At 69.4% G+C, this 20,660-nt stretch carries 20 protein-coding genes and 2 pseudogenes; 16 read left to right on the forward strand and 6 right to left on the reverse strand.

Features of this window, described 5'->3' with window-relative positions; all coding sequences use genetic code 11:
* From ABIA33_RS02455 to ABIA33_RS02490, 8 genes and pseudogenes are all read left to right on the forward strand, one after another.
* The gene (locus tag ABIA33_RS02455) at positions 1 to 900 is read left to right on the forward strand and encodes a carbohydrate ABC transporter permease (RefSeq protein ID WP_370076382.1); all 900 of its coding nucleotides are present in this window, start codon (positions 1 to 3) and stop codon (positions 898 to 900) included.
* Positions 900 to 1,808 (forward strand): carbohydrate ABC transporter permease, encoded by a 909-nt coding sequence (locus ABIA33_RS02460; protein WP_370076384.1) that lies wholly within the window; start codon positions 900 to 902, stop codon positions 1,806 to 1,808. The genes ABIA33_RS02455 and ABIA33_RS02460 overlap by 1 nt, the downstream gene beginning before the upstream one ends.
* Entirely contained in the window at positions 1,805 to 3,913 is a 2,109-nt protein-coding gene (locus tag ABIA33_RS02465; RefSeq protein ID WP_370076386.1) for an alpha-galactosidase, read from the forward strand. The genes ABIA33_RS02460 and ABIA33_RS02465 overlap by 4 nt, the downstream gene beginning before the upstream one ends.
* 68 nt (positions 3,914 to 3,981) lie before the next feature.
* Positions 3,982 to 4,740 carry an SDR family NAD(P)-dependent oxidoreductase gene (locus ABIA33_RS02470; RefSeq protein ID WP_370076387.1) on the forward strand — a complete coding sequence of 253 codons (759 nt, stop codon included), beginning with the start codon at positions 3,982 to 3,984 and terminating at the stop codon, positions 4,738 to 4,740.
* 39 nt (positions 4,741 to 4,779) lie between these two features.
* Positions 4,780 to 5,514, forward strand: coding sequence for a FadR/GntR family transcriptional regulator (locus tag ABIA33_RS02475; RefSeq protein WP_370076389.1), 735 nt, complete (start codon positions 4,780 to 4,782; stop codon positions 5,512 to 5,514).
* The gene (gene dgoD / locus ABIA33_RS02480; RefSeq protein WP_370076391.1) at positions 5,511 to 6,656 is read left to right on the forward strand and encodes a galactonate dehydratase; all 1,146 of its coding nucleotides are present in this window, start codon (positions 5,511 to 5,513) and stop codon (positions 6,654 to 6,656) included. The genes ABIA33_RS02475 and dgoD overlap by 4 nt, the downstream gene beginning before the upstream one ends.
* 84 nt (positions 6,657 to 6,740) lie before the next feature.
* Positions 6,741 to 7,460, forward strand: coding sequence for a hypothetical protein (locus ABIA33_RS02485; protein ID WP_370076393.1), 720 nt, complete (start codon positions 6,741 to 6,743; stop codon positions 7,458 to 7,460).
* 37 nt (positions 7,461 to 7,497) lie between these two features.
* Positions 7,498 to 8,145: pseudogene (locus ABIA33_RS02490) on the forward strand (bifunctional 4-hydroxy-2-oxoglutarate aldolase/2-dehydro-3-deoxy-phosphogluconate aldolase).
* Here the strand turns inward: ABIA33_RS02490 and ABIA33_RS02495 are convergent.
* Both ABIA33_RS02495 and ABIA33_RS02500 read right to left on the reverse strand, forming a co-directional pair.
* A complete protein-coding gene (locus ABIA33_RS02495) occupies positions 8,058 to 8,912 on the reverse strand; it encodes a methyltransferase domain-containing protein (RefSeq protein WP_370076395.1) in 855 nt (284 codons plus the stop codon). The pseudogene ABIA33_RS02490 and the gene ABIA33_RS02495 sit on opposite strands and share 88 nt — an antisense overlap.
* Positions 8,909 to 10,486 (reverse strand): radical SAM protein, encoded by a 1,578-nt coding sequence (locus ABIA33_RS02500; protein ID WP_370076397.1) that lies wholly within the window; start codon positions 10,484 to 10,486, stop codon positions 8,909 to 8,911. The genes ABIA33_RS02495 and ABIA33_RS02500 overlap by 4 nt, the downstream gene beginning before the upstream one ends.
* Positions 10,487 to 10,938: 452 nt before the next feature.
* Here ABIA33_RS02500 and ABIA33_RS02505 point away from each other — a divergent pair, with 452 nt between their 5' ends.
* Complete coding sequence (locus ABIA33_RS02505; RefSeq protein WP_370076399.1) at positions 10,939 to 11,304, forward strand: hypothetical protein; 366 nt, start codon at positions 10,939 to 10,941, stop codon at positions 11,302 to 11,304.
* A gap of 30 nt (positions 11,305 to 11,334) precedes the next feature.
* Here ABIA33_RS02505 and ABIA33_RS02510 read toward each other — a convergent pair whose 3' ends face one another.
* From ABIA33_RS02510 to ABIA33_RS02520, 3 genes are all read right to left on the reverse strand, one after another.
* Complete coding sequence (locus tag ABIA33_RS02510; RefSeq protein ID WP_370076401.1) at positions 11,335 to 11,913, reverse strand: SRPBCC family protein; 579 nt, start codon at positions 11,911 to 11,913, stop codon at positions 11,335 to 11,337.
* Between the two features lie 3 nt (positions 11,914 to 11,916).
* Positions 11,917 to 12,231 carry a DUF427 domain-containing protein gene (locus tag ABIA33_RS02515; RefSeq protein ID WP_370076403.1) on the reverse strand — a complete coding sequence of 105 codons (315 nt, stop codon included), beginning with the start codon at positions 12,229 to 12,231 and terminating at the stop codon, positions 11,917 to 11,919.
* Between the two features lie 71 nt (positions 12,232 to 12,302).
* Positions 12,303 to 13,004 carry a CDP-alcohol phosphatidyltransferase family protein gene (locus tag ABIA33_RS02520; RefSeq protein ID WP_370076405.1) on the reverse strand — a complete coding sequence of 234 codons (702 nt, stop codon included), beginning with the start codon at positions 13,002 to 13,004 and terminating at the stop codon, positions 12,303 to 12,305.
* 591 nt (positions 13,005 to 13,595) lie between these two features.
* Between ABIA33_RS02520 and ABIA33_RS02525 the strand changes: the two genes are divergently transcribed.
* The 5 genes and pseudogenes from ABIA33_RS02525 to ABIA33_RS02545 all read left to right on the forward strand — a co-directional run bounded on the left by ABIA33_RS02525 (position 13,596) and on the right by ABIA33_RS02545 (position 17,095).
* Positions 13,596 to 13,919, forward strand: a complete 324-nt coding sequence (locus ABIA33_RS02525; RefSeq protein WP_370076407.1) for an ArsR/SmtB family transcription factor — start codon at positions 13,596 to 13,598, stop codon at positions 13,917 to 13,919.
* The gene (locus tag ABIA33_RS02530; protein ID WP_370076408.1) at positions 13,916 to 14,398 is read left to right on the forward strand and encodes an SRPBCC family protein; all 483 of its coding nucleotides are present in this window, start codon (positions 13,916 to 13,918) and stop codon (positions 14,396 to 14,398) included. Before ABIA33_RS02525 ends, ABIA33_RS02530 begins: the two co-directional genes overlap by 4 nt.
* Before the next feature lie 322 nt (positions 14,399 to 14,720).
* Complete coding sequence (locus ABIA33_RS02535) at positions 14,721 to 14,912, forward strand: hypothetical protein (RefSeq protein ID WP_370076410.1); 192 nt, start codon at positions 14,721 to 14,723, stop codon at positions 14,910 to 14,912.
* 313 nt (positions 14,913 to 15,225) lie between these two features.
* The gene (locus ABIA33_RS02540; RefSeq protein ID WP_370076412.1) at positions 15,226 to 16,329 is read left to right on the forward strand and encodes a GNAT family N-acetyltransferase; all 1,104 of its coding nucleotides are present in this window, start codon (positions 15,226 to 15,228) and stop codon (positions 16,327 to 16,329) included.
* Between the two features lie 55 nt (positions 16,330 to 16,384).
* A pseudogene (locus ABIA33_RS02545) lies at positions 16,385 to 17,095 on the forward strand (SDR family NAD(P)-dependent oxidoreductase).
* A 410-nt stretch (positions 17,096 to 17,505) separates the two neighbouring features.
* On the opposite strand, the gene ABIA33_RS02550 reads toward ABIA33_RS02545, so the two are convergent.
* Positions 17,506 to 18,630, reverse strand: a complete 1,125-nt coding sequence (locus ABIA33_RS02550) for an MFS transporter (RefSeq protein ID WP_370076913.1) — start codon at positions 18,628 to 18,630, stop codon at positions 17,506 to 17,508.
* Positions 18,631 to 19,562: 932 nt separating this feature from the next.
* Here ABIA33_RS02550 and ABIA33_RS02555 point away from each other — a divergent pair.
* Both ABIA33_RS02555 and ABIA33_RS02560 read left to right on the forward strand, forming a co-directional pair.
* Positions 19,563 to 20,054, forward strand: a complete 492-nt coding sequence (locus ABIA33_RS02555) for a thioredoxin family protein (RefSeq protein WP_370076414.1) — start codon at positions 19,563 to 19,565, stop codon at positions 20,052 to 20,054.
* The gene (locus ABIA33_RS02560) at positions 20,051 to 20,326 is read left to right on the forward strand and encodes a hypothetical protein (protein ID WP_370076416.1); all 276 of its coding nucleotides are present in this window, start codon (positions 20,051 to 20,053) and stop codon (positions 20,324 to 20,326) included. The genes ABIA33_RS02555 and ABIA33_RS02560 overlap by 4 nt, the downstream gene beginning before the upstream one ends.
* Positions 20,327 to 20,660: the final 334 nt, after the last annotated feature.

Genomic DNA, 20,660 nt, shown 5'->3' on the forward strand with positions numbered 1-20,660 from the left:
GTGGCGGTGCTGACCATGCCCCGGCGGCGCTCCGGGGCGACCCGGGTGCCGCCGCTGGTCCTGGCCTTCGTCCTGGTGCCGCTGCTGGTGGAGGCGGCGTGGGTGTTCTGGCCCGCGCTGCAGGGCTTCTATCTGGCGTTCACCTCCTGGGACGGCCTGTCCGCCCCGAGGTCGGTGGGCCTCGGCAACTTCACGACGATGGTGCACGACCCCGTGTTCCGCACCGCCCTGTGGAACACCGTGCTGTGGCTGCTGCTGTTCGGCGGCCTGTCCGCCGTGCTCGGCCTGGGCACCGCTTTGCTGCTCCAGCAGGAGCGCCGCGGGATCGGCTTCTACCGGGCCGCACTGTTCCTCCCGGTGGTCTTCTCACTGGTGGCCACCGCGCTCGTGTGGCAGGGCATGTACCAGCCCGACGGCCTGATCAACCAGACTCTGCAGGCGATCGGTCTCGGCAGCTGGCGGCACGCCTGGCTCGCCGACCAGAGCACCGCCTTCTACGCCGTGATCGTGCCCGCACTATGGCGGGAGATCGGCTACGTCATGGTGCTGTACCTGGCCGGGCTCAAGGGCGTCGACCCACAGCTGTACGAGGCCGCACGCGTCGACGGGGCCTCGCGATGGCAGCAGTTCCGCCACGTCACACTGCCTCAGCTCGCCAGTGTCAACGCCGTGGTGCTCTCCGTCATCGTGATCGACTCGCTGCGCTCCTTCGACGTCGTGTGGGCTCTCACCCGCGGCGGCCCGTACCACTCCTCGGAACTGCTGAGCACCTACATGTACTCCACCGCGTTCCAGTCGCTGCGGCTGGGCTACGGCTCCGCCTTGGCAGCTGTGATCTTCGTGCTGGCCTTCGGCGTGATCGCCACCTATCTGGTCCGGGCCTTCAAGGAGGCAACCTGATGGCCGCCACCCAGGCCCCGTCCCGAACGACTGGCGGCCCGACGGGGACCAATCCGCCGTCGGACGCGAACGCCCGCGCGGTGCGCACCCGCAGAGCCCGCACCACGGGTTTCCATCTGACGGCAGGCCTGCTGTCGGTGCTGTGGCTGCTGCCCATCGCACTGGTGCTGGTCACCAGCACCCGGTCGTTCGACGACATCGCCGCTCACGGCATGGGCAGTTGGCCCCGCTCGTTCACCCTGGCCAACTTCGGGCAGGCGTGGAACGAGGGCGGCCAGGGCCATGCCATGGTCAACAGCCTGATCGTGACCGTGCCTACAGTGCTGCTGTCGCTGCTGCTGGCCTCCATGGCCGCATTCGGGCTCAGCCGCTACGACCTGCCACTGCGACGCACCCTGCTGCTGGTGATGCTCTCAGGGAACCTGCTGCCACCGCAGATCCTGCTGATCCCGGTCTCCAAGCTGAGCGAAGTAGTCGGCATCTACGACCAGTTGGATGCCCTGATCGGCGTACAGGTGGGCTTCGGCGTCGGCTTCTACGTCTTCGTGCTCCACGGTTTCATGCGTGCCATCCCCTCCGAGATCCAGGAGGCCGCCGTCATCGACGGCGCCGGACCCTGGCAGATCTACTCCCGAATCATCCTGCCCCTGGCCCGGCCCGCGCTGGCAGCCCTGTCCGCCCTGTCGTTCACCTGGATCTTCAACGATCTGCTGTGGGCGATCACGGTGCTGCGCACCGACAGCAAAATGCCGATCACAGCGTCGCTGATCGGTCTGCAGGGCCAGTACGTCTCCCTGTGGAATGTCATCGCCGCCGGATCTGTGATCGCCGCCGCCCCCACCGTCGCCGTGTTCCTTCGCTTCCAGCGCCACTTCGTCGCCGGTCTCAACCTGGGATCCGTCAAATGAGTCCCCCCGATCCATGGATCCTGCGCACCGAACACACCACCTACGCAGTCGTGTTGGACCAGAGCGGCCGCTGGGCCGAGCTGTTCGCCTGGGGGCCGCACGGCATCGAGGCAGGTCCATCACCTATGTACTGGTCCCGCCGCACGCACTTCCTCACCCCCGCCGACGCAGCGCCGGCCGAGTACCTGCCCCAAGGGCTGCGGGCCTTCACCGGCGGCGACCTGATCGCCCACCACCCCGGCGACACCCGGGGCAGCTGGTGCGAGTTCGGCGGCGCCGACCTGGAGCGCGACCGGGCCCTGCAACTGCACTTCGACGACGAGTTGCTCGGGCTGCGCACCACCTTGCACTACCGGGTCGTCGCCGGCACCGACGTCATCCAGCGGTGGATCGAACTGTCCTGCACCGGAAGTCGGGAGGTGCGCCTGGAGCGCTTCGATTCGGCAGCCGTGAACGTCCCCGTCAGTCAGGCGCGGCTGACGTACCTTGCGGGCCAGTGGTCGCAGGAGTTCCAGCTCACCCAGGTGGAACTGGCGCGAGGACGCTTCGAGATGACGAGCACACAAGGCGTTCCCGGCCACGCGTACGCGCCCTGGCTCGCCGTCCAGGACGCCGCCCTGCCCGCCCACGGTCCCACCGCGACGTACGGGATCGCCCTGGCCTGGCCGGGAAACTGGCGCATCAGCGCCGACGCCGAACCCGGGGGCGCACTACGGGTGCGCGCCGGTCGGCTTCCCCATGAGGGCGCGGTCCGTCTGGTTCCGGGAGCTTCGCTGACCACACCCGTGCTGGCCTGCGCGTTCAGCCCCGACGGACTGGACGGTCTGGCCCGGGTGTGGCACCGGTACGAGCGCATCCTGGCGGGGGAGCGCCTGCTGCACCCTCGCAAGGTCCTCTACAACTCCTGGGAGGCCACCGGCTTCGACGTCCAGGCCGCCAGCCAGCTCGAACTCGCGCGCATCGCAGCCGAGTTGGGAGCGGAGCTGTTCGTCGTGGACGACGGCTGGTTCCTGGGTCGGCACGACGACACCGGCGGCCTGGGCGACTGGTATCCGGATCCGGAGAAGTTCCCGGCAGGATTCGACCACTTCATCGACGAAGTCCGGTCCCTGGGACTGGACTTCGGACTGTGGGTGGAACCGGAGGCGGTCAGCCCGGCCTCGCGGCTGTACGCCGAGCACCCGGACTGGGTGTACCGCATCGACGGTCGGCCGGCCACGCTCGTCCGCAACCAGTTGCTGCTCGATCTCGGCCGCGCCGACGTACAGGAGTTCGTCCTGGCCACCCTGGACAGGCTGCTGCACAGCCACGACATCAGTTACCTCAAGTGGGACATGAACCGGCCGCCCACCGAACGCGGCCGCCCCGGCCAGGCACCACCCGAGGACGTCGAATACCAGGACCTGGACGCAGCCCACGTCGCCGGCTATCTGCGCGTCCTGGACCATCTGCGCACCGTGTACCCGCACGTGACCGTGGAAGGCTGCGCCGGCGGCGGTGGCCGCGTCGAGCACGCCACCCTCGCCCGCACCGACGTGGCCTGGCCCAGCGACAACACCGGGCCCATGGACCGGCTGCGGATCCAGTACGGCTACCTGCACGCCCACGCCGCCCACACGATGAGCTCGTGGGTCACCGACGCGCCCGGCCTGTTCGATCCCAGACCCCGCTCCCTCGCCTTCCGCTTCGTGACCTCGATCGCCGGCGTGCTCGGCATCGGCGCCGACATCCGCGCCTGGACCAAGCAGCAGCGCGACGAGGCGACCGGATGGATCGCCCGCTACAAGCAGGTGCGGGACATCGTCCACCACGGCGAGGTACACCTGCTGAACAGCCCCGCCGACCCCACCTGCGGGCTTCAGTTCCACACGTCGGCCGGGGACCGCGTCGTGGTCACCGCCTGGAGCACCGGCGTCCTGGACGGCGCTCCGCTGGTTCCGGGGCGACCGGCCCGGCTGCGGTTGCGCGACCTGGACCCCTCGGCCACCTACCTGGACCAGGAGAGCGGAACCCGGTTCAGCGGAGCCCACCTCATGCACGCCGGCCTGCCCTACGCATGGACCGCCGACCGCGACGCGGAGCTGACGGTCCTGGTACGTACATAGCTGCACGGACACAATGACCCTTCGTCAACTCGCCCGGATCACCCGCTCCCGAAGGAGACCCGACTCCCATGAACATCGCGGCCCGCTTCACCGACCGCGTCGCCGTCGTCACCGGTGCCGCATCCGGCATCGGCGCGGCCGGCGCCGCGCGTCTGGCCGCCGAGGGCGCGTCGGTCGTCCTGGCCGACATCGACGCCGATCGCGGCGAGGACGCCGCCGCCGGCATTCGCAAGGACGGCGGCCGGGCCTGCTTCGTTCGGGCCGACGTCTCCCAGGAGAGGGACTGGGAGCGCGTGGTGGAAGTTGCCCACGGGTTCGGGCCTATCGGAGTCCTGGTCAGCAACGCCTACACGGTGCACGTCGCCCCGGCCCACGCCACGTCCCTCGCCTCCTGGCAGCAGCAGCTCGCGGTCAACCTCACCGGGGCTTTCCTCGGCTTCAAAGCCGCCCTGCCCGACCTCGCCGGGCACGACGGAGCGGTGGTGCTCACCTCCTCGGTGCACGCGCACAAGGGCATCCCGGGACACCCCGCCTACGCGGCCAGCAAAGGCGCGCTGCTGTCGCTGTGCGGGCAACTCGCTGTCGAATACGGGCCCCGGGTGCGTGTGAACGCGATACTGCCCGGACCGATCCTGACCGCCGCCTGGGACCGGGTGTCCGAGGAGGACCGTGCCCGCAGCGTGGCCGAGACCGCGGCACGCCGCTTCGGTACCCCCGAGGAGGTCGCTGCCGCGATCGCGTTCCTCGCCAGCGGCGAGGCCTCCTACATCACCGGATCCAGCCTGCTCGTGGACGGCGGCTGGAGCGTCGTCAAAGCCTCGGCCTGACCGCACCACCTCCGACCCGATCCCGAGAAAGGCAGACAGATGCAGCCATACGCACGCCGCGGAGTGCACGGTCAGACCGTCGAAACCCTGGCCCGAAAGATCCTCAGCGGATCGCTCCCCCAGGGAGCCACGCTCGACATGCCCGCCCTGCAGCAAGAAATGGACGTCAGCCTGACCGCGCTGCGCGAGTCACTCAAGGTGCTCGCCGCAAAGGGCATGGTCGACGCCCGGCAGAAGCGCGGCACGTTCGTACGCCCCCGCGCCCAATGGAACCTGCTCGACGCCGACGTGTTGCGCTGGCAGTTCGCCAGCAGCACCGGCTCTGCCGTCGATGTCGCGCTGCTGCGCAACCTCGGCGAGGTCCGCGGCATCGTGGAGCCGGCCGCAGTCCGGCTCGCCGCCGAACGCCGCACCGACGCCGACCTCCAGGCCCTCGCGACCGCCCTGGAGGCGATGGGACGCGAGGGCGATGCCGCTCACGCGATCGAAGCCGACCTCGCGTTCCACCGCGCGCTGCTCACAGCCACTCACAACGAGTTGCTGGAGCGCATGGAGATGGTCATCGAGTCCGGGCTGGCACACCGCGACCAGATCGTGCACAGCGCCCCGCACAGCGAGGACCCGGTGCCCAGCCACCAGGCGGTCCTGGACGCGGTCCGCGCCGGTGACCCCGACGCCGCCGAACAGGCCATGAAATCTCTGCTCGCGCAGGCCATGCGCGATCTGGACAAGATCCACGGCAGCTCCGACGACAAGGACACCCAGGACCAGTGAAGATCGCTCGCATCGACACGTTCCTCGTCCCGCCCCGTTGGCTGTTCTGCCGCATCGAGACCGACGACGGCGTCGTCGGCTGGGGCGAACCGGTCGTCGAGGGCCGCGCCGAAGTGGTCCGCAGCGCGGTCGACGTCCTCAGCGAGTACCTGATCGGCCAGGACCCGCTGCGAATCCAGGACCACTGGCAGGTGCTGACCAAGGGTGGCTTCTACCGAGGCGGCCCCATTCTGTCCAGCGCCGTAGCCGGCATCGACCAGGCGCTCTGGGACATCGCCGGCAAGACCCTCGGCGTGCCCGTCCACCAACTCCTCGGCGGCCCGGTCCGTGACCGGGTGCGGGTCTACGCGTGGGTCGGCGGGGACGAACCCGCAGAGCTGCGCGAACAGGTCGAGGCCCAGGTCGAGGCTGGTTTCACCGCGGTGAAGATGAACGGCGCCGGTCGTACCGCGCCGATCACCACGCCCGCGCAGACCACCGCGGTCGTCGATCGAGTCGCTGCCGTTCGCGAGGTCCTCGGACCGCACCGCGACGTGGCGATCGACTTCCACGGGCGCTTCAGCGCCGCCAACGCCCGCCGGGTTCTGCACGAACTCGTACCGTTGCACCCGCTGTTCGTCGAGGAGCCAGTGCTGCCCGAGCAGTCCCACCTGCTCGCCGACCTGGTCAACGCCACGCCCGTACCCCTGGCCACAGGTGAGCGGCTGTACTCGCGCACCGACTTCCTGCCCGCGCTCACGGCCGGCATCGCGGTCGCGCAGCCCGACCTCTCCCACGCCGGAGGCATCTCCGAGGTGACCCGCATCGCGTCCCTCGCCGAGACATTCGGCGCACACCTGGCACCGCACTGCCCGCTCGGACCGATCGCCCTGGCCGCAAGTCTCCAAGTCGCGTTCAGCACACCGAACTTCCTCATCCAGGAGCAGAGCCGGGGCATCCACTACAACAAGGACGCCGACCTGCTGTCCTACCTGGTGGACGCCGAACCGTTCCGCTTCACCGACGGCCACGCCCACCGCACCAGCCTGCCCGGCCTCGGCATCACCGTGGACGAGCAGGCTGTCCGCGCTGCGGACCGCAGCGCCCATGTCTGGCGCAACCCGGTGTGGCGCCACGCCGACGGCTCCTTCGCCGAGTGGTGAGCCCCACCGACGCCACACCGGACCGCGGCATGCGCATCTGCACCGATCCTGACCATGGGGGCCGTTGGACCTCACTGCACGCCCATGGCCGCGAATGGCTGTGGCACCGCGACGAACCCGCGCCGCGCCACTGTCCGCCCTGCGGACGACTTCGCCGACGCCGGAGGTCTGGAGGAGTGCCTGCCGACCGTTCGCGGCCGACCGGACCACGGAGACGCCTGGTCCAGGCCCTGGCAGCGCGGCAACGGCCAAGAGAGCGTGGAGTGCCCGCAGTTCCACCTCACCCGCCGCATCCGCACCAGCGGCTCGACCGCGACGGTGGACTACACGTTGGCTGCCGACCCCGGCTACCGGTTCCTGTGGGCCGCTCACGCCCTACTGGACCTCTCCCCGAGCGCCCGGATCGAAATCCGCGACGGGACTCCCACCCGTCTCTACCCGGACGAGGGTGCCGACTGGATTCCCGGCCGCTGGCCCCTCCTGGAGGGCCACGCCCTGGACCGCCTGCAGCCCGAGGACGGCACCGCGGTCGGCGCCGTCATCGCCACCTCCCGGGTCACGGTCGTCGACCGGCAGGACGAGCTGCTGCTGGAGCTCGAGGCCCACCAGCAGCCCACCTCTGTCGCGCTGTGGCGCAACCTCCACGGCTTCCCGCAGCAAGCGCCCTACCGGTCGGTCGGCGTGGAGCCGATGCTCGGGCGCGTCTTCGACCTGGCCGGAGCCGGCCACGACGACGCCGCCCGAGTTCCGGCGAGCGGACAAGTGCGCTGGCGTCTGACCATCACGGGCAGGCGCCGCCCGTGACCTCGTTCCTGACCAGCCCCTTCGGCAAGGAAGGCTGATGGACCTGCCGGCCGTGTTGCGCGCCCACCGCATCCTTGCCATCGTTCGCAGCGCCTCCCCCGACGGGGCGGTGGCGGCGGCCCTGGCCCTGGCCGAGGCAGGGATCCCCCTGATCGAGGTGTCCTTGTCCGGAAGCGAGGCCCTCGGCGTCACCTCCCGGGTCCGCGCCGAGCTCGGGCCGGACGCCCCGCTCGGCGCGGGCACCGTGCTGTCCGCACAGGACGCGCGAGCCGCACACCGGGCCGGGGCGGACTTGATCGTCGGCCCGGCCGTCTCGGATGCGATCCCCACAGCTCGCGAGCTCGGACTGGCTGTCCTGGCCGGAGCGATGACTCCCACCGAGATCATTCAAGCGTGACGGCTGGGAGCCACCGCCTTCAAGGTCTTCCCCACCACCGCCTTGGGCGGCCCCCGCTACCTGCGGGACCTGCGCGGCCTCTTCCCTCAGCTTCCGCTGGTCCCGGTCGGGGGAGTGGACACCGCATCCGCCGAGCAGTACCTGGCCGACGGACGGCGGGGTCCAGTGCACGGTCCAGCGGGCCGCGATCTGCCGGTGGGTCAGGCGGTGTCGTGCCTGGGTATGTGTGAGCGCGCTGACTTGCTGGCGGGCTTGTGCCGCGGCTTCTCGGCGAGGATGAGGGTGTAGCCCAGGTGCCCGTCGTTGATGGCGGTACGGGCGGCGGCGAGGACGGTGGGGGCGGTGTCGGTGTCGAGTCCGGTCTTGGCGAGTGCGTCGGGAGCGGTCATGCGGAGCAGGTCGAGGCGGGCCTGGATCTGGTCGATCATGCGGAGCAGGGCGTGGTCGTGGCGTTCGGTGCGCAGCACGCGCAGGCCGGCGTGTTCGAGCAGGGCCGCATAGGCGTCCAGGGGGCGGGCGTCGGCGATGCAGGCGATGCGGGCGCCGAGCCCGCGCAGTTCGCCGGGCAACCTGTCGGGGTCGGCGGTGACGTCGGTGATGCCCAGGCGCGCTCCGGGGCGCAGCACGCGGGTGAGCTCGGAGGCGGCGCGGGGTTTGTCGGGGAAGGTGCACAGTGCGCACTCACACACGGCGGCGTCGAAGGAGGCATCGGGGTAGGGCAGTTGTTCGGCATCGCCGGTGGTGAAGCGGGTCCGGTCGGCGAGGCCGAGCCGCTGGGCCGAGCCCAGGGCCAGGGCGGTGTTGGCGTCCGCGTAGTCGATGCCATCCACCTGTGTCTCGTAGGCGTCCGCGAGGAGGAGGGCGGTGGTGCCGCGGCCGCTGGCCACGTCGAGCACTCGGGCGCCCGGGGTGAGGGCGAGGGAGGCGGCGAGGTGGCGGGTCAGTGCGACCCCGCCGGGGTGGTAGGTGTCGCCGAGCAGCAGCACGACCACATCGGTGGAGTACGCGGCGGCGCAGCAGGCTTTCACGTCGTTCGGGTCGCGGTCGTCCGTCATACCGGTTCTCCGTCGGCGAGGGTCTTGGAGCCGTAGCGGGTGGCGGTGAGCCGGTCGGTGAGCGGCAGGGCGTTGGGGGCGACCGGGGCGACGGGGATGCCGGACATCTGTGCGCGGACCTGTTCGCGGTAGCCGGCGGAGTTGTAGGCGCAGAAGGGGATGAGGCGCCCGTCGGGGGTGATCTCTTCGACGCAGCACTTCATCAGCTGCTTGACGTTGAGGGTGTAGGGGTCCTGGAAGTCCTGGACCACGATCATGAACGCGTGCTCGCCGAGGTCCTTGACCGCCGCGGGCAGGTCGACACCGCAGGCGTCGGCGCAGTCCAGCGCCTCGACGGCGGTGCGCAGCTTGTCGTCCGTGGTGGCGGTGCCCATGAACGCGGAGGCGGACCAGAGCTTCTCCAGGGCCTCGCGGATCGCGGGGTCGGGCATGACCCGGTTGGAGACGTAGTCGAGGTAGTCCTCGACTTGGAGTAGGCGAGGGATGGGGACGACGGTGCGGTGGCCCGGTTCGCCGGCTGTGAGCAGGTAGGTGATGGAGCGGCAGGTGGGAAAGCAGCAGGGGACCGGGAAGAAGTCGCCGGGCTGGAACCACTGCGGCAGCTGCTGGTTGATGAGCTTGATGACGTCGGGGTTGGTGAGCCGGTTCAGCGGGTCGAAGGGGATGTGGCGTCCGGAGTGGGTGACCGGCTGGAATGCCACGGAGCGCACTGCGGGGTGGTCCAGGCCGAAGGTGATGATCGCGCCGAGTTCGTGCTCGTTCAGGCCACGCTCGACCGCGGCGACCAGGGTGACCGTCAGTCCGTGTGCGGCGCAGTTGTCCAGGGCACGCTGCTTGAGGGTGCGCAGGTCCCGGCCGCGCAGCTCGCGGTGGGTGCGCTCGGTCAGGCCGTCGAACTGGAGGTAGATGTTGACCGACCGTCCGGGCACCCGGTTGCGTTTGCCGAGTTCGGCGACGAAGTTCGTGTCGGCGGCGAGGCGGATGCCGTTGGTGTTGAGGTTGACGTTGCGGATCGGACGGGCCTGGGCGAGGTCGATGAAGTCCAGGATGTGCTTGTGGATGCTGGGCTCGCCGCCGGAGAACATCACCACCTCCGCCTCACCCTCGGAGGCGACGAACGCGTCGAGCATGGTCGCGCACTGCTCGACGGTGATGGCGTAGCCGTCGCTCTGGTGGCCGGAGTCGGCGAAGCAGACCGGGCAGTCCAGGTTGCAGCCGGTGTTGACCTCGATGATGCCCAGGCAGGCGTGTTGCTTGTGCTCCGGGCACAGGCCGCAGTCGCTGGGGCAGCCGTCCTTGACCTCGGTCTGGAAGACCAGCGGGATGGTGCCGGGCTTGTTGAACCGGGCCGAGTCCAGGTACTCCTGGGCGTCGCCGTAGACCAGGGCCTCGAACCAGCCGTGCTCCGGGCAGCGTTTGCGCAGGTACACCTTCTGGTCGCGGATGTTGACCTGGGCGTCCACGACGGTCTTGCACAGCGGGCAGACCGACTTGGTGAACTCCACGAACACCTCCTCCCGGTCGCGCTTGACCGGTGTGGCCGGTGTCGTCGACGCGGTCTCGTCCACAGTCATCGCAACTCCCTGCTCGTGAAGTCCAGCAACGCCAGCCCGTGCACGTACGCCTGAACCGCCAGGGCGGTCCAGGTCACGGAGACAGCGCTACACCCGAACCGGTGCGGCGGCGCGGGAGCGGGACCGGGCCAGGAACCACAGCGCTCACCCCACCTCGCCCGCGATCAGGGCCCCGGCAGCGGTCGCGGCCGCCGCTCCCTGGACCAGGCTGTAGGCGGCCAGGATGGCGGGCATCCGGGCCAGTGAGCGACTGCCCCAGGCCCATCGCCGAGACCACCGCGGCCGAGAACGATCCGTAGGACCACCATGACGCCACCGTAAGCGCGTGCGGTGGCGGGCGTCTGCAAGCGCGCCCATCTACGCGGACAGCAGGGCAGGTCCGCCCGAGAGCTGGTTTCCTGGCAGGAGGGTGCGCGCCCTGGCGCCCTTCGGATGCAAGGAGGTGCGGGTCGATGGATAACCCTGTCCCCGTGGAGCAGCGGTTCGCCGACCTCGTTGATGCCTTCAGCGGCCTCGACGGCGTGACCGAGCCGGTGGACGAGCCGGGGCGCGAGGGCCGATTCGGCCGCGCCGCGCTGAAGATCAACGGCAGGATCTTCGCGATGCTGGTGCGCGGCCGTCTCGTGGTCAAACTACCCCGCGGCCGGGTGGACGAGCTGGTGGACGCCGCCGAGGGTGAGCGTTTCGACGCGGGTCGGGACCGCCCCATGCGGGAGTGGCTGTCCCTCGCCGGAGACTCGGAACTGGACTGGCAGGCCCTGGCGCGGGAGGCGCTGGCGTTCGTCGGCCGCGATCCGGCGCGCCCAGCACATCCCTGAGCCGGCCAGTGACCGCATGGGTGGTCATGCTCAGTCGCGCGGGCGGGTGCGGCGTTCGGCTTCGGCCTTGACCGAGGCGAGAGAGGCGGCGACAGTGGCCTCCCAGCGGGCGGCCACCAGTCGGCCCCACTGCTCGCCCAGCCCCCACAGGTCGGTACCCAGCTCGCCCGCGTACTCCAGCCGCGTTCGGCCGCCGTCCCGCTCGGTCAGGGTGAAGGACTCGACCACATGCGGGACCGGGCCGCGCACCAGGCGGAAGTCAATCCGCGCCGGGCGGGTGAACCGGACCGTCTCCACCGTCACCGCGCTCAGCCGACCGCCCGCCACCTCGGTGGTGTGGGCCGCCAGCACGAGATCGCTGCCGCGCTCCAGCACGCGCACCTTCTCGCGCTGCGCGCGGGTGGCCCGCCCGAGGTAGGGCTGCGCGAGGATGTCGAAGACCAACTCCCGCGGTGCGGCGATCTCCATCGCCTGCGGGCCCAGCGGACGCAGGCGCCGTCCGGCGCCCACGTCGACCGGCAGCGCTCCGCTCACCAGTCCCCAGTAGCCGGCGGCGGCGACGCCCAGTGAGGCGACCGTGCCCAGGCCAATCCGCAGCGGCCAGCCCACGCCTCAGCCCCGCCGTTCCGCGGCGCAGACGCTGCTCTCCTCGACGACCACGCCGTGCCAGAACGCCACATGATTCTTGATCTTCCGGGCCAGCGGGCTGGGCCTGGGGTAGTACCAGGCCGCGTCCCGGTTGGTCTGCCCGGCGACGGTCACGTCGTAGTAATGGGCCACGCCCTTCCACGGGCACAGTGACCGTGAACCGCTGTCAGCGAAGAGTTCGCGGTGCAGAGTCTCGGGCGGGAAGTAGTGGTTCCCCTCGACGACCACGGTGTGCTCCGACTCGGCCAGCACCACACCGTTCCATACGGCACGCGTCATGACTGCTCCCTCGCTGGTTCCCCTCGGCTTCGAGGGTAGGCCGCGCCCGGCCTGGGCTTCGGTGTCCGCGCTCACACTTCCGGTAAACCGTTGCCGCGACTCGCGGAGCGCCAGCGCCGCACCGCCAGCACGACCTGCATCGCGGCCGCGGGCCGCACCACGACGGGGTGCGGGGCATCCAGCATGCGCCCGCGCGCCATGCTCGCCGCGGCGACCGCCGCCACCGGCGCCGCCCAGGCCACCAGGGCCGCGCGCCGCCAACGCGGGTCCGGTTCGTGGCGCAGGGCCAGCCGGGTCCAGAACGCGGCGTCCGCGAACGTGTCCGCGTACGCGCCGAAGGGCGACACCGTGCCCAGGCGCCGGGCAAGACGGCCATCCGCGCAATCGGAAAGGACAGCACCTACGACGACCCACCTGCCGGCCTTCGGGAACAGCGCTGGAAGATTGCCCCGGCACAGTGTGATCAAATCCGCGACGCTGAGGTGCCGCCGCTCCTCCAGCAGCCCGAGATGCGTCGCACACAAGATCCAGCTGGCCGCGACCCACGCCTTCCTTCGGCCCGGGGTCCGTCCGAGCATCAGCCCGTGCAGCGCGGTGACTTCCAGCAACGCACCTGGGCGGCAAGCGGCCTGATACGCCGACCGCTGCCCGGCAGCGATCAGAAACCGGGCCCAGCCGTCGCGGTGGAGGACTGTGAGCAGCGCGTCGGTGGCGGCCCGGCTGTCGGCACGACCGAGCACCTGCCGGATCGGCAGTGCAGGCGGCGTCTTCACCGCGGACCGCCCTGGCGGTACGGGGCTCGGACGACCTCGGAGGAAACGATCCGCGTCCGGCACGGCGGCTCGGTGCGCCGATGCGGACTCCTCTGCGCGTTCGCCGTCAGCTCTCACCGTGCGGCTCCTCTCCGGCTGCACTGCCGCCGCCTCGCTTGATGATCACGTTGCTTCGCCGTCGGCGCCACCGCCATTCGGCCCCTGTGCCGCCGGCACCCAGCGTTTCGCCGGCGGACTCCCCGCCGCGTCGATCACGGCGGCGTGGCCATCCCGCTCCACAAGCCGTTCCGCTGCGGCGCCGTCGGGTACCAGCGTGCCTCTCCCTTATCGCGCGCCCGGGTGCCGGGTCATATGACACCTCCCACAGCCCCTGGTCGACTTCGTCGGGTGGCACGCCCCGTCGACGAACTGATTGACGCAGCGCACAGAATCCGTGCGACGAGATGCCCACGGCAATGCTCGATCGCCAGTGGGCCTGTGCAGCGCCGCGCAAGGACACTACGGGGAGAACTTCACGGCCATCGACAAATTTACCGGTGTCCACACCGCCGGATCTTGACTCGAGCATCCGTAAGTCGTAGCTTTCCGTTCGTGGATACTTACCGAGCTGACGATGGTTTTGACGCTTTGGGGGATCCCACCAGGCGCTCCATAGTCGCGTGCCTGGCCGGGCGGCCGTACGCCGTGGGTGAGCTGGCGGACGAGCTGCCGATCAGTCGGCCGGCGGTATCCCAGCACCTGAAGGTGCTCAAGGACGCCGGGTTGGTCACCGACCGTGCGGTCGGCACCCGTCGGGTCTATCGGCTCAATCCGGCGGGCGTGGCCGCGCTGCGTGATCAGCTCGAGACGTTCTGGAACCGCGCACTGGACAGCTACCAGGACGTCGTGGACCAACAGACCGAGGAGAAGTCATGAACCAAGCAGGGGCTGCCGTTGTTCGCAGGGAGATCGTCGTCGAGGCGCCGATCGAGCGGGCCTTCACCGTGTTCACCGAGCGGTTCGGCGACTTCAAACCGCCGGAGCACAACCTGCTCGGCGTCGCGATCGCCGAGACAGTGTTCGAACCAAAGGTCGGCGGTCACATCTACGACCGGGGCGTCGACGGCAGCGAGTGCCGCTGGGCGCGCGTCCTGGCCTTCGAACCGCCGGATCGGGTCGTCTTCAGCTGGGACATCAGCCCGCAATGGCAGATCGAGACCGACCCGGACAACACCAGCGAGGTCGAGGTCACGTTCGTCGCCGAGACCCCGCACCGCACCAGGGTGGAGCTGGAGCACCGCCATATCGACCGGCACGGCCCCGGCTGGCAGGCCGTCAGCGACGGCGTAGCCCACGACGAAGGCTGGCCGCTGTACCTGACGCGGTACGCGGCCCTGTTCACAGAGGGCGGCTAAGGCCGACCGGCACGTGGGGGCAGCGTCGCGGGCAATGCCGCACCGCCCTGGCAGGAGTCCCGCCCGACGTTCCACTCCAAGATCCTCGGACCGCACTTCGAGGAACTGGCCCGCCACTGGACCCGCGTCTTCGCCCCTGAGGAGACCTCGCTTCGCATCGGTGCAGAGGGCTCCACCGAGGTGCCCGACCCGGCCGGGCGGACCAAGCACGAGGTCGACGTCCTGGTGCTCGCGCCGGGGGAGCGCCCCCAGTCGGCCCACGCCCGGATCTCCCTGATCGGGCGAGGCCAAGGTCACCATCCAGCCGCGCGGCCTGCACGACGTGGAACGCCTCGAACACATCCGCACCCGCCTGGCCGACCTGGGCCACCACACCGGGGACACTGCCCTGGCCCTGTGCTCCCTCCACGGCTTCCATCCCGACGTCCAACAGGCCGCCGCCCGACGCACCGACCTGCTCCTGATCGACCTCGCCACGCTCTATGGTGACGGACCGGCCCAAGGCCTGGAATGAAGCCGCCACGAGAACCACGGCCCTACAGGCCTTGCCGGTGTGACACCGGATAGCGGAACCACTGTTCGGCATACCGCTCGAATGCGGCTGCAGGCTGACCTGCAGCGGGAGAGTTCTCCTGTCGGGCCACCGTGCTTGTTCGTGACAAGCAAGACGACCTACCGGTCGTTGCGGCCCGGGTCACCGCGGCAACCTTGGTCGGTTGGGTCGCCCTCGTGCTGGCCGCCTGTGCCGACATGCCGGCCGTCCGTTCGACTTGTGACCATACTCGGCAGAAGTCCCTGCCATCGAGGTCTAGAAAAAGGACGTCGTCGTGAGCCTGGAAACGGCACCGTTCGCACCGGAACTCGCATCGCCGGACGAGTTGCGCGCCTGGTACGAGGTTTTCGTCGCGGTATCCGTCGCGGACTTCCCGGCCAACCCGGTGCCGCCGTACGACTACTTCGTGCAGCAGCTGTGTACGACCACGTCGTCCCCCGGGCTGCGGTGGGACGCACGCGACAACGGGCGGCTGCTCGGCACAGTGAGCGCCTTCTTCCCGACGGACGAGAACAGCGAGGACGTCTTCATCGCAGTGCGCGTGCCGGCCCAGGACCGCAGAGGCGGTGTCGGGACACAGCTGCTCCGGGCAGTGCTACCGCAGGTCCACGAACGCAGCCGCCGGACGATCTCTGGTGAGGTCAAGGCCGGTACGGACGGTGAGAGGTGGACCCGCGCCCTCGGCTTCCAGACGGTCCTGCGACTCTCCTCACACCACCTGGACATCAAGAGCGTGGACCCGGCCCGGTGGCAGGTGGAGCCGACGCCCGGGTTCCGGCTCCACCAGTGGATTGACACCGCACCAGACGACCTGGTGCAGGGATTTGCCCGGGCACGCAATGCCATGGCCGACCAGCCGATCGGCGAGTCGAGCTATCGGCACCCCACCTGGAATGTGGAGCGAGTGCGGCAACACGAGGCCGAGATGCTCGCGGTCGGGAAGTCACAGCGGTACGTCATCGCTGTGGACCAGCTCAGCGGGGCGGTGGCGGGCTTCACCGAGATCGCGATCGTCCCCGGACAATTGAGCCACTGCGACCAGGGGGACACGGCCGTGCTGCCAGAATTCCGCGGACTCGGGCTCGGCCGGGCCATGAAGGCCTCGATGATGCGGTGGCTCACCGCCGACCTGCCCCAACTGGAACAGGTGCGCACAGTGACGGCGACCGAAAACCTCCACATGATCCGCGTCAACACCCAGCTCGGCTACACAACCGACTACACCATGGCCAGCGTCGAGGCCGAGGTCAGCACGCTCGAAACCCTGCTGGCCTCACGTGAGGCCAGCGCCGCGGCATTCACGGCGAACGTAGATCTGATCCGAGACCGCTGGCCGGCCGCCGCTGGCCGGTCGGACGAGGTGCGAACTACCGAGTAGCACGGCTACTTGTCGGCAAGGGCTGGTCGTCAGCGGCGGTTGAACTCAGCCGCCATTGACAGCTGGCACTGATGATTTCGGGGAAGACGGCCGAGCCGATCCAGCCGGAAGCGCCGGTGACGAAGATGCGCATGGAGATTCTCGCGCCGAGCGGGTCGTCGCGGGCATCACCGCCAAGGGCGGCCGGGCGATCGCCGTCCAGGCGGACGTGGCCAACAGCGACGACGTGCGCCGTCTCTTCGACCGGGCGCGCGAGGTGTACGGCCCGGTCGACGTGCTCGTGAACAATGCGGCCGTCTTCACATTCGCGCCACTGTCGAGCATCACCGAGGACGAGTTCCAGCGCGAGATGACCACGAACCTTCTGGGCGCGATCCTGACTACGCAGGCCCTTGCCGCGCAAGACGACATTGACGCCGCGTCGATCATCAACGTCTCGACGGCTGGCACGGTCAGCCACCCTCCATACGCCTCGCTTTAGGTTGCGTCCAAGAGCGCTGTCAACGCCTTCACCATCGTTGCGGCCAAGGAACTGGGCCCGCGCGGCATCCGTGTCAACGCGATCATGCCCGGACCGTCGGACACCGAGGGCACCAGGACCATGGGATACGCCGGGTCGGATCAGGAAGCGCAGGCGATCGCCGCCACCCCCCTGGGTCGTACAGGCACCCCCGACGACTACGGCCCGCTTGTGGCCTTCCTGGCTTCCGACGACGCACGCTGGATCACCGGGGATGTCATCCTCGCTTCCGGCGGCATGCGCTGACGCCCCCGTTCTTTCCCCCTGCAGCAACGGCACTTGACGATCAGGGGGTCCCGCCGGAAATGCTGCTGGATAGAACGCTAAGGACTGCACGGGTTCTGGTCTGTACTGCAGGCTCATGACCTTGTCGGAGACGACGTTGAGGCAGGTCGCGCCAGTGCGTCGCTTGGTCGCCGAGAAGTACGCAACGAGTACCGCCGCGAGGGCAGTCGAGGTCGTCGGGGCGGGCGTCCAGGCCGGGGACGTGGCTGAACTCCTCGAACATGCCGGTACGCTCGGCGACCTCCAGGATGAGCTCGGGGTAGTCGATGCGCGGAACCGAGGTCAAGCGCCTCGCCAAGCGCCTCAAGTGGACGATCCACCGGATGGACGAGCGACGCCGACACCAGCCGTGAGCCGGTCCGTCCGGGACTCTAGTCGGTCTGCGACAGACGACGCAGGAGGAGGACGCCCACGCCGGACGAGAGCAGAACCACGCAACCAGCGAAGACCAGACCCGCACCACGCAGTCCCAGAACCAGGGTGAGGGCCCCGACTCCCACCACCGGCAAGGAGATGCCGACGTACGCGACGACGAAGAAAGCCGAGATCGTTGCGCCACGGTGCTCGTCCGGAGCCCTTGCACTCACGCTGGTCATGGCCGCGCGGAACGCCAGGCCTTGGCCGACGCCCCCGACCGCTCCGCCGACGATCAGCAGCGGTAGGGACTCCACCAGGAGCGAGGACGCCACGAGGACCATGCCGATCGTCAGGACCAGGCAGCCGGTGGGCAACGCGCGCCGCGCGCCCACCCGGCTCATCAAAAGCTGCCCGGCTGTGGAGGAGCCGAACACCCAGAAGACGACCACGCCGGTCACGGCCAGATTGTGCACTCCCAGGGTCTGGGCGAGGAAGCTGGGCGCCACAGCGGTGAACAGTCCGAGTAGGGAGAAGCCGGCGAACGCGGCCAGCCCAGCCGGCACGAACACTGCGCGCGTCTCCGGAGGTACGACCATTCCCTGAGGACGCAGCGGCGGTCGAGGAGGGCGACGCGCCACTGTCTCCGGCAGCACGCGGGTGACGGCGAGGGCCGCCACGAGCAACGCGATGTGTACCAGGAAGGGCAGCCGAAGAGGCCACGGGGCATACTGCGCCAGGATTCCGGACAACAGCGCACCACATCCCAGGCCGCCCATGTTGGCGGCCGTGGCGGCAAATCCCGCCCGTCCGCGCCGCTCCGGAGGTGCGAGCTCCAGTACGGCAGCTGTCGCGGCCCCGCTGAAGAGCCCTGCGGAGAATCCCGAGAGCAGCCGTCCCACGAACAGCAGCGGCAGCCCGTCCTCAAACAGGAAGCACACCGCGCTAAGGACCGCCAGTCCCAGAGCGAAGAGCAGCACCGGGCGTCGGCCCAAAATGTCGGAGAAGTCACCGGCGACCAACAGCGCGGCAATCACGCCCAGCGCGTAGACCGCGAAGACCACCGTCACCATCAGTTCGGAGAACCCGATCTGCTCCCGGTACAGCCCGTACAGCGGCGTCGGCAGCGTGGTCCCCGCCATGCCGACCGCGAACACCCCTGCGGCCGCGAGGTACCAACCCCGAGCACGACCTTCCCGCGCATCTTGAACGATCACACCTGCAACCTAGCGAGGACCTGCCTGACAAGAGGTCAACGGCTCGCTGAGGTCGGTGTGCGGGCACACGGACAGTCCCGGGCCAGCTGGAGCCACCCACGACTGACAGGGGCAATCGACCTCTGCGGATGCCCAGCGCTCGGTCTCGGCTGGGACCCCGGAGGGCCCTTCACGCGCCACTGCGGCGAACGCGCCTACGGACAGGTCTACCCGCCACGATCGAAGCCCGCGCAGGCGAAGCAGTGCTTCGGTGGATCAACCCGCTCTACGCCCCTGACCTCGGGAGCCGCACCTGATCATCCTCGGCAGTGACACTGCAGCCAGCCCGCATCAGCCTTGCTGGTCGGGGCGCTCGGTGCGCCGGCCTCGACGCATCGGGGCCAGCCACTCGCGCTTCTGCCCTGCGTTGTAGCTTAGCTGGCCCACAGGTTCGGCGTGCGCGGGGCGCCTTGGTACCCGGTCTCCCAGATCGCTCGGGCGGCAAGCGGTGGGCCGGTCGTCCCCGCCGTCGCGGAGAGGGATGTCGATCAGGGCGCCCCCGAGCACGGACGGGCGCGCTCCGGTGATACCCAGGCCGATATCGTGACGGGCCATCACTTGGCCTCTGCGGTCCGACTTCTCCAGGGGCCAAAGAGGCCCGTCGCGCATCGCCCACCCGCACGCAGGGGCTGGCGTCAACCTGGGTGCGAGCCGGCAACTGGCTACCGCTATCCTCCTGCGACTGATCACTTACGGGAGGGGAACCCATCCATCGAATGCGTCTTGGTCTGGCGGCTGCGGTATCAGCCGTCGCGCTAACTGCAGGATGTGCTTCGAGCGGCACCACCGCCGCGCAGGCTCCGGTCGCCACAGCAACAATGCCCACTGCCACCGTTCTGCCCACCGCGACAACGTCTCCCAGCAGCAGCCCCAGTCCAACGGACGCATCAGCGGCCGCTCGAGCACTGCCTGACGGATACGACGCCACCCGAAACGCGAAGGGCGACATCCAGGCCGCCCTTGCGGCGGCAGTGAAGGAACATCGGGAGGTGCTGATCGACTTCGGCGCCAACTGGTGTCCGGACTGCAGGACACTGGACGTGATGTTCCGCTCGCCCCAGGTCGAACCGCTGCTGGCGAAGCACTATCTGGTCGTCGCCGTCGACGTGGGCCAGTTCAACCACAACCTCGACCTCGCCGGCCAGCACGTCAACCTGCAGACCAGCGGGATTCCGGCCCTGGTCGTAGTGAGTTCCAACGGCGCTCTGCGGACCGCCACCAACGACGGTTCCTTCTCCAACGCCCGAACCATGAACCCGAGCCAGGTCAGCGCGTTCCTGAACCGCTGGGCACCCAGCGGAAGCCAGTGACAATCCCGCGCTGGTGGGGTGTCGTTCTGGGCTCAACCACCCTGGCGATCCTCGTTCTCGGCGGCTGCGGCTCGAACCGGCCACCTCAACCCACGGGGCACGCCACAGCTCAAGGGGTCACCGTCACCGTCACGCTGCTGCCTACGGCCAACGGCCAGCGCGAGCTACGGGCAACCTTCAGCCCGCAACGGCCCGGCTTCCACATCTACAGCATCGATCTCCCCACGCAAGGCATCGACGGACTGGGCATCCCCACCAGGCTTTCCGTTTAAGGCGATCTCACCGCGGTCGGTAAGCCGACGGCGAACCTGGCGACCCGCCTCCTACGACCGACGGGTCTACCGACCGAGATCCCCGTCTATCCAGATGGCCCCGTTACGTTCACCATTCCCGTCCAGCAAACCAGCGCCCACCAGGCCGATGTGATCGTCAGTTACGGAGCCTGTAGCGAAAACACGTGCCTCACGCCCGTCAACGATGAAGTGATCCACCTCAGCCTCAACTGATCCTCATCGAGCGTCGTGGTCGGGACCCAAGTCCCACAGCCAGGTACCCGACCACAACACTCAGTGCGGGAACCGTCCGGGCCTAGATCGAGTCGCGACG

The sequence above is a fragment of the Streptacidiphilus sp. MAP12-16 genome, assembly GCF_041262165.1.
GTDB lineage: Bacteria > Actinomycetota > Actinomycetes > Streptomycetales > Streptomycetaceae > Streptacidiphilus.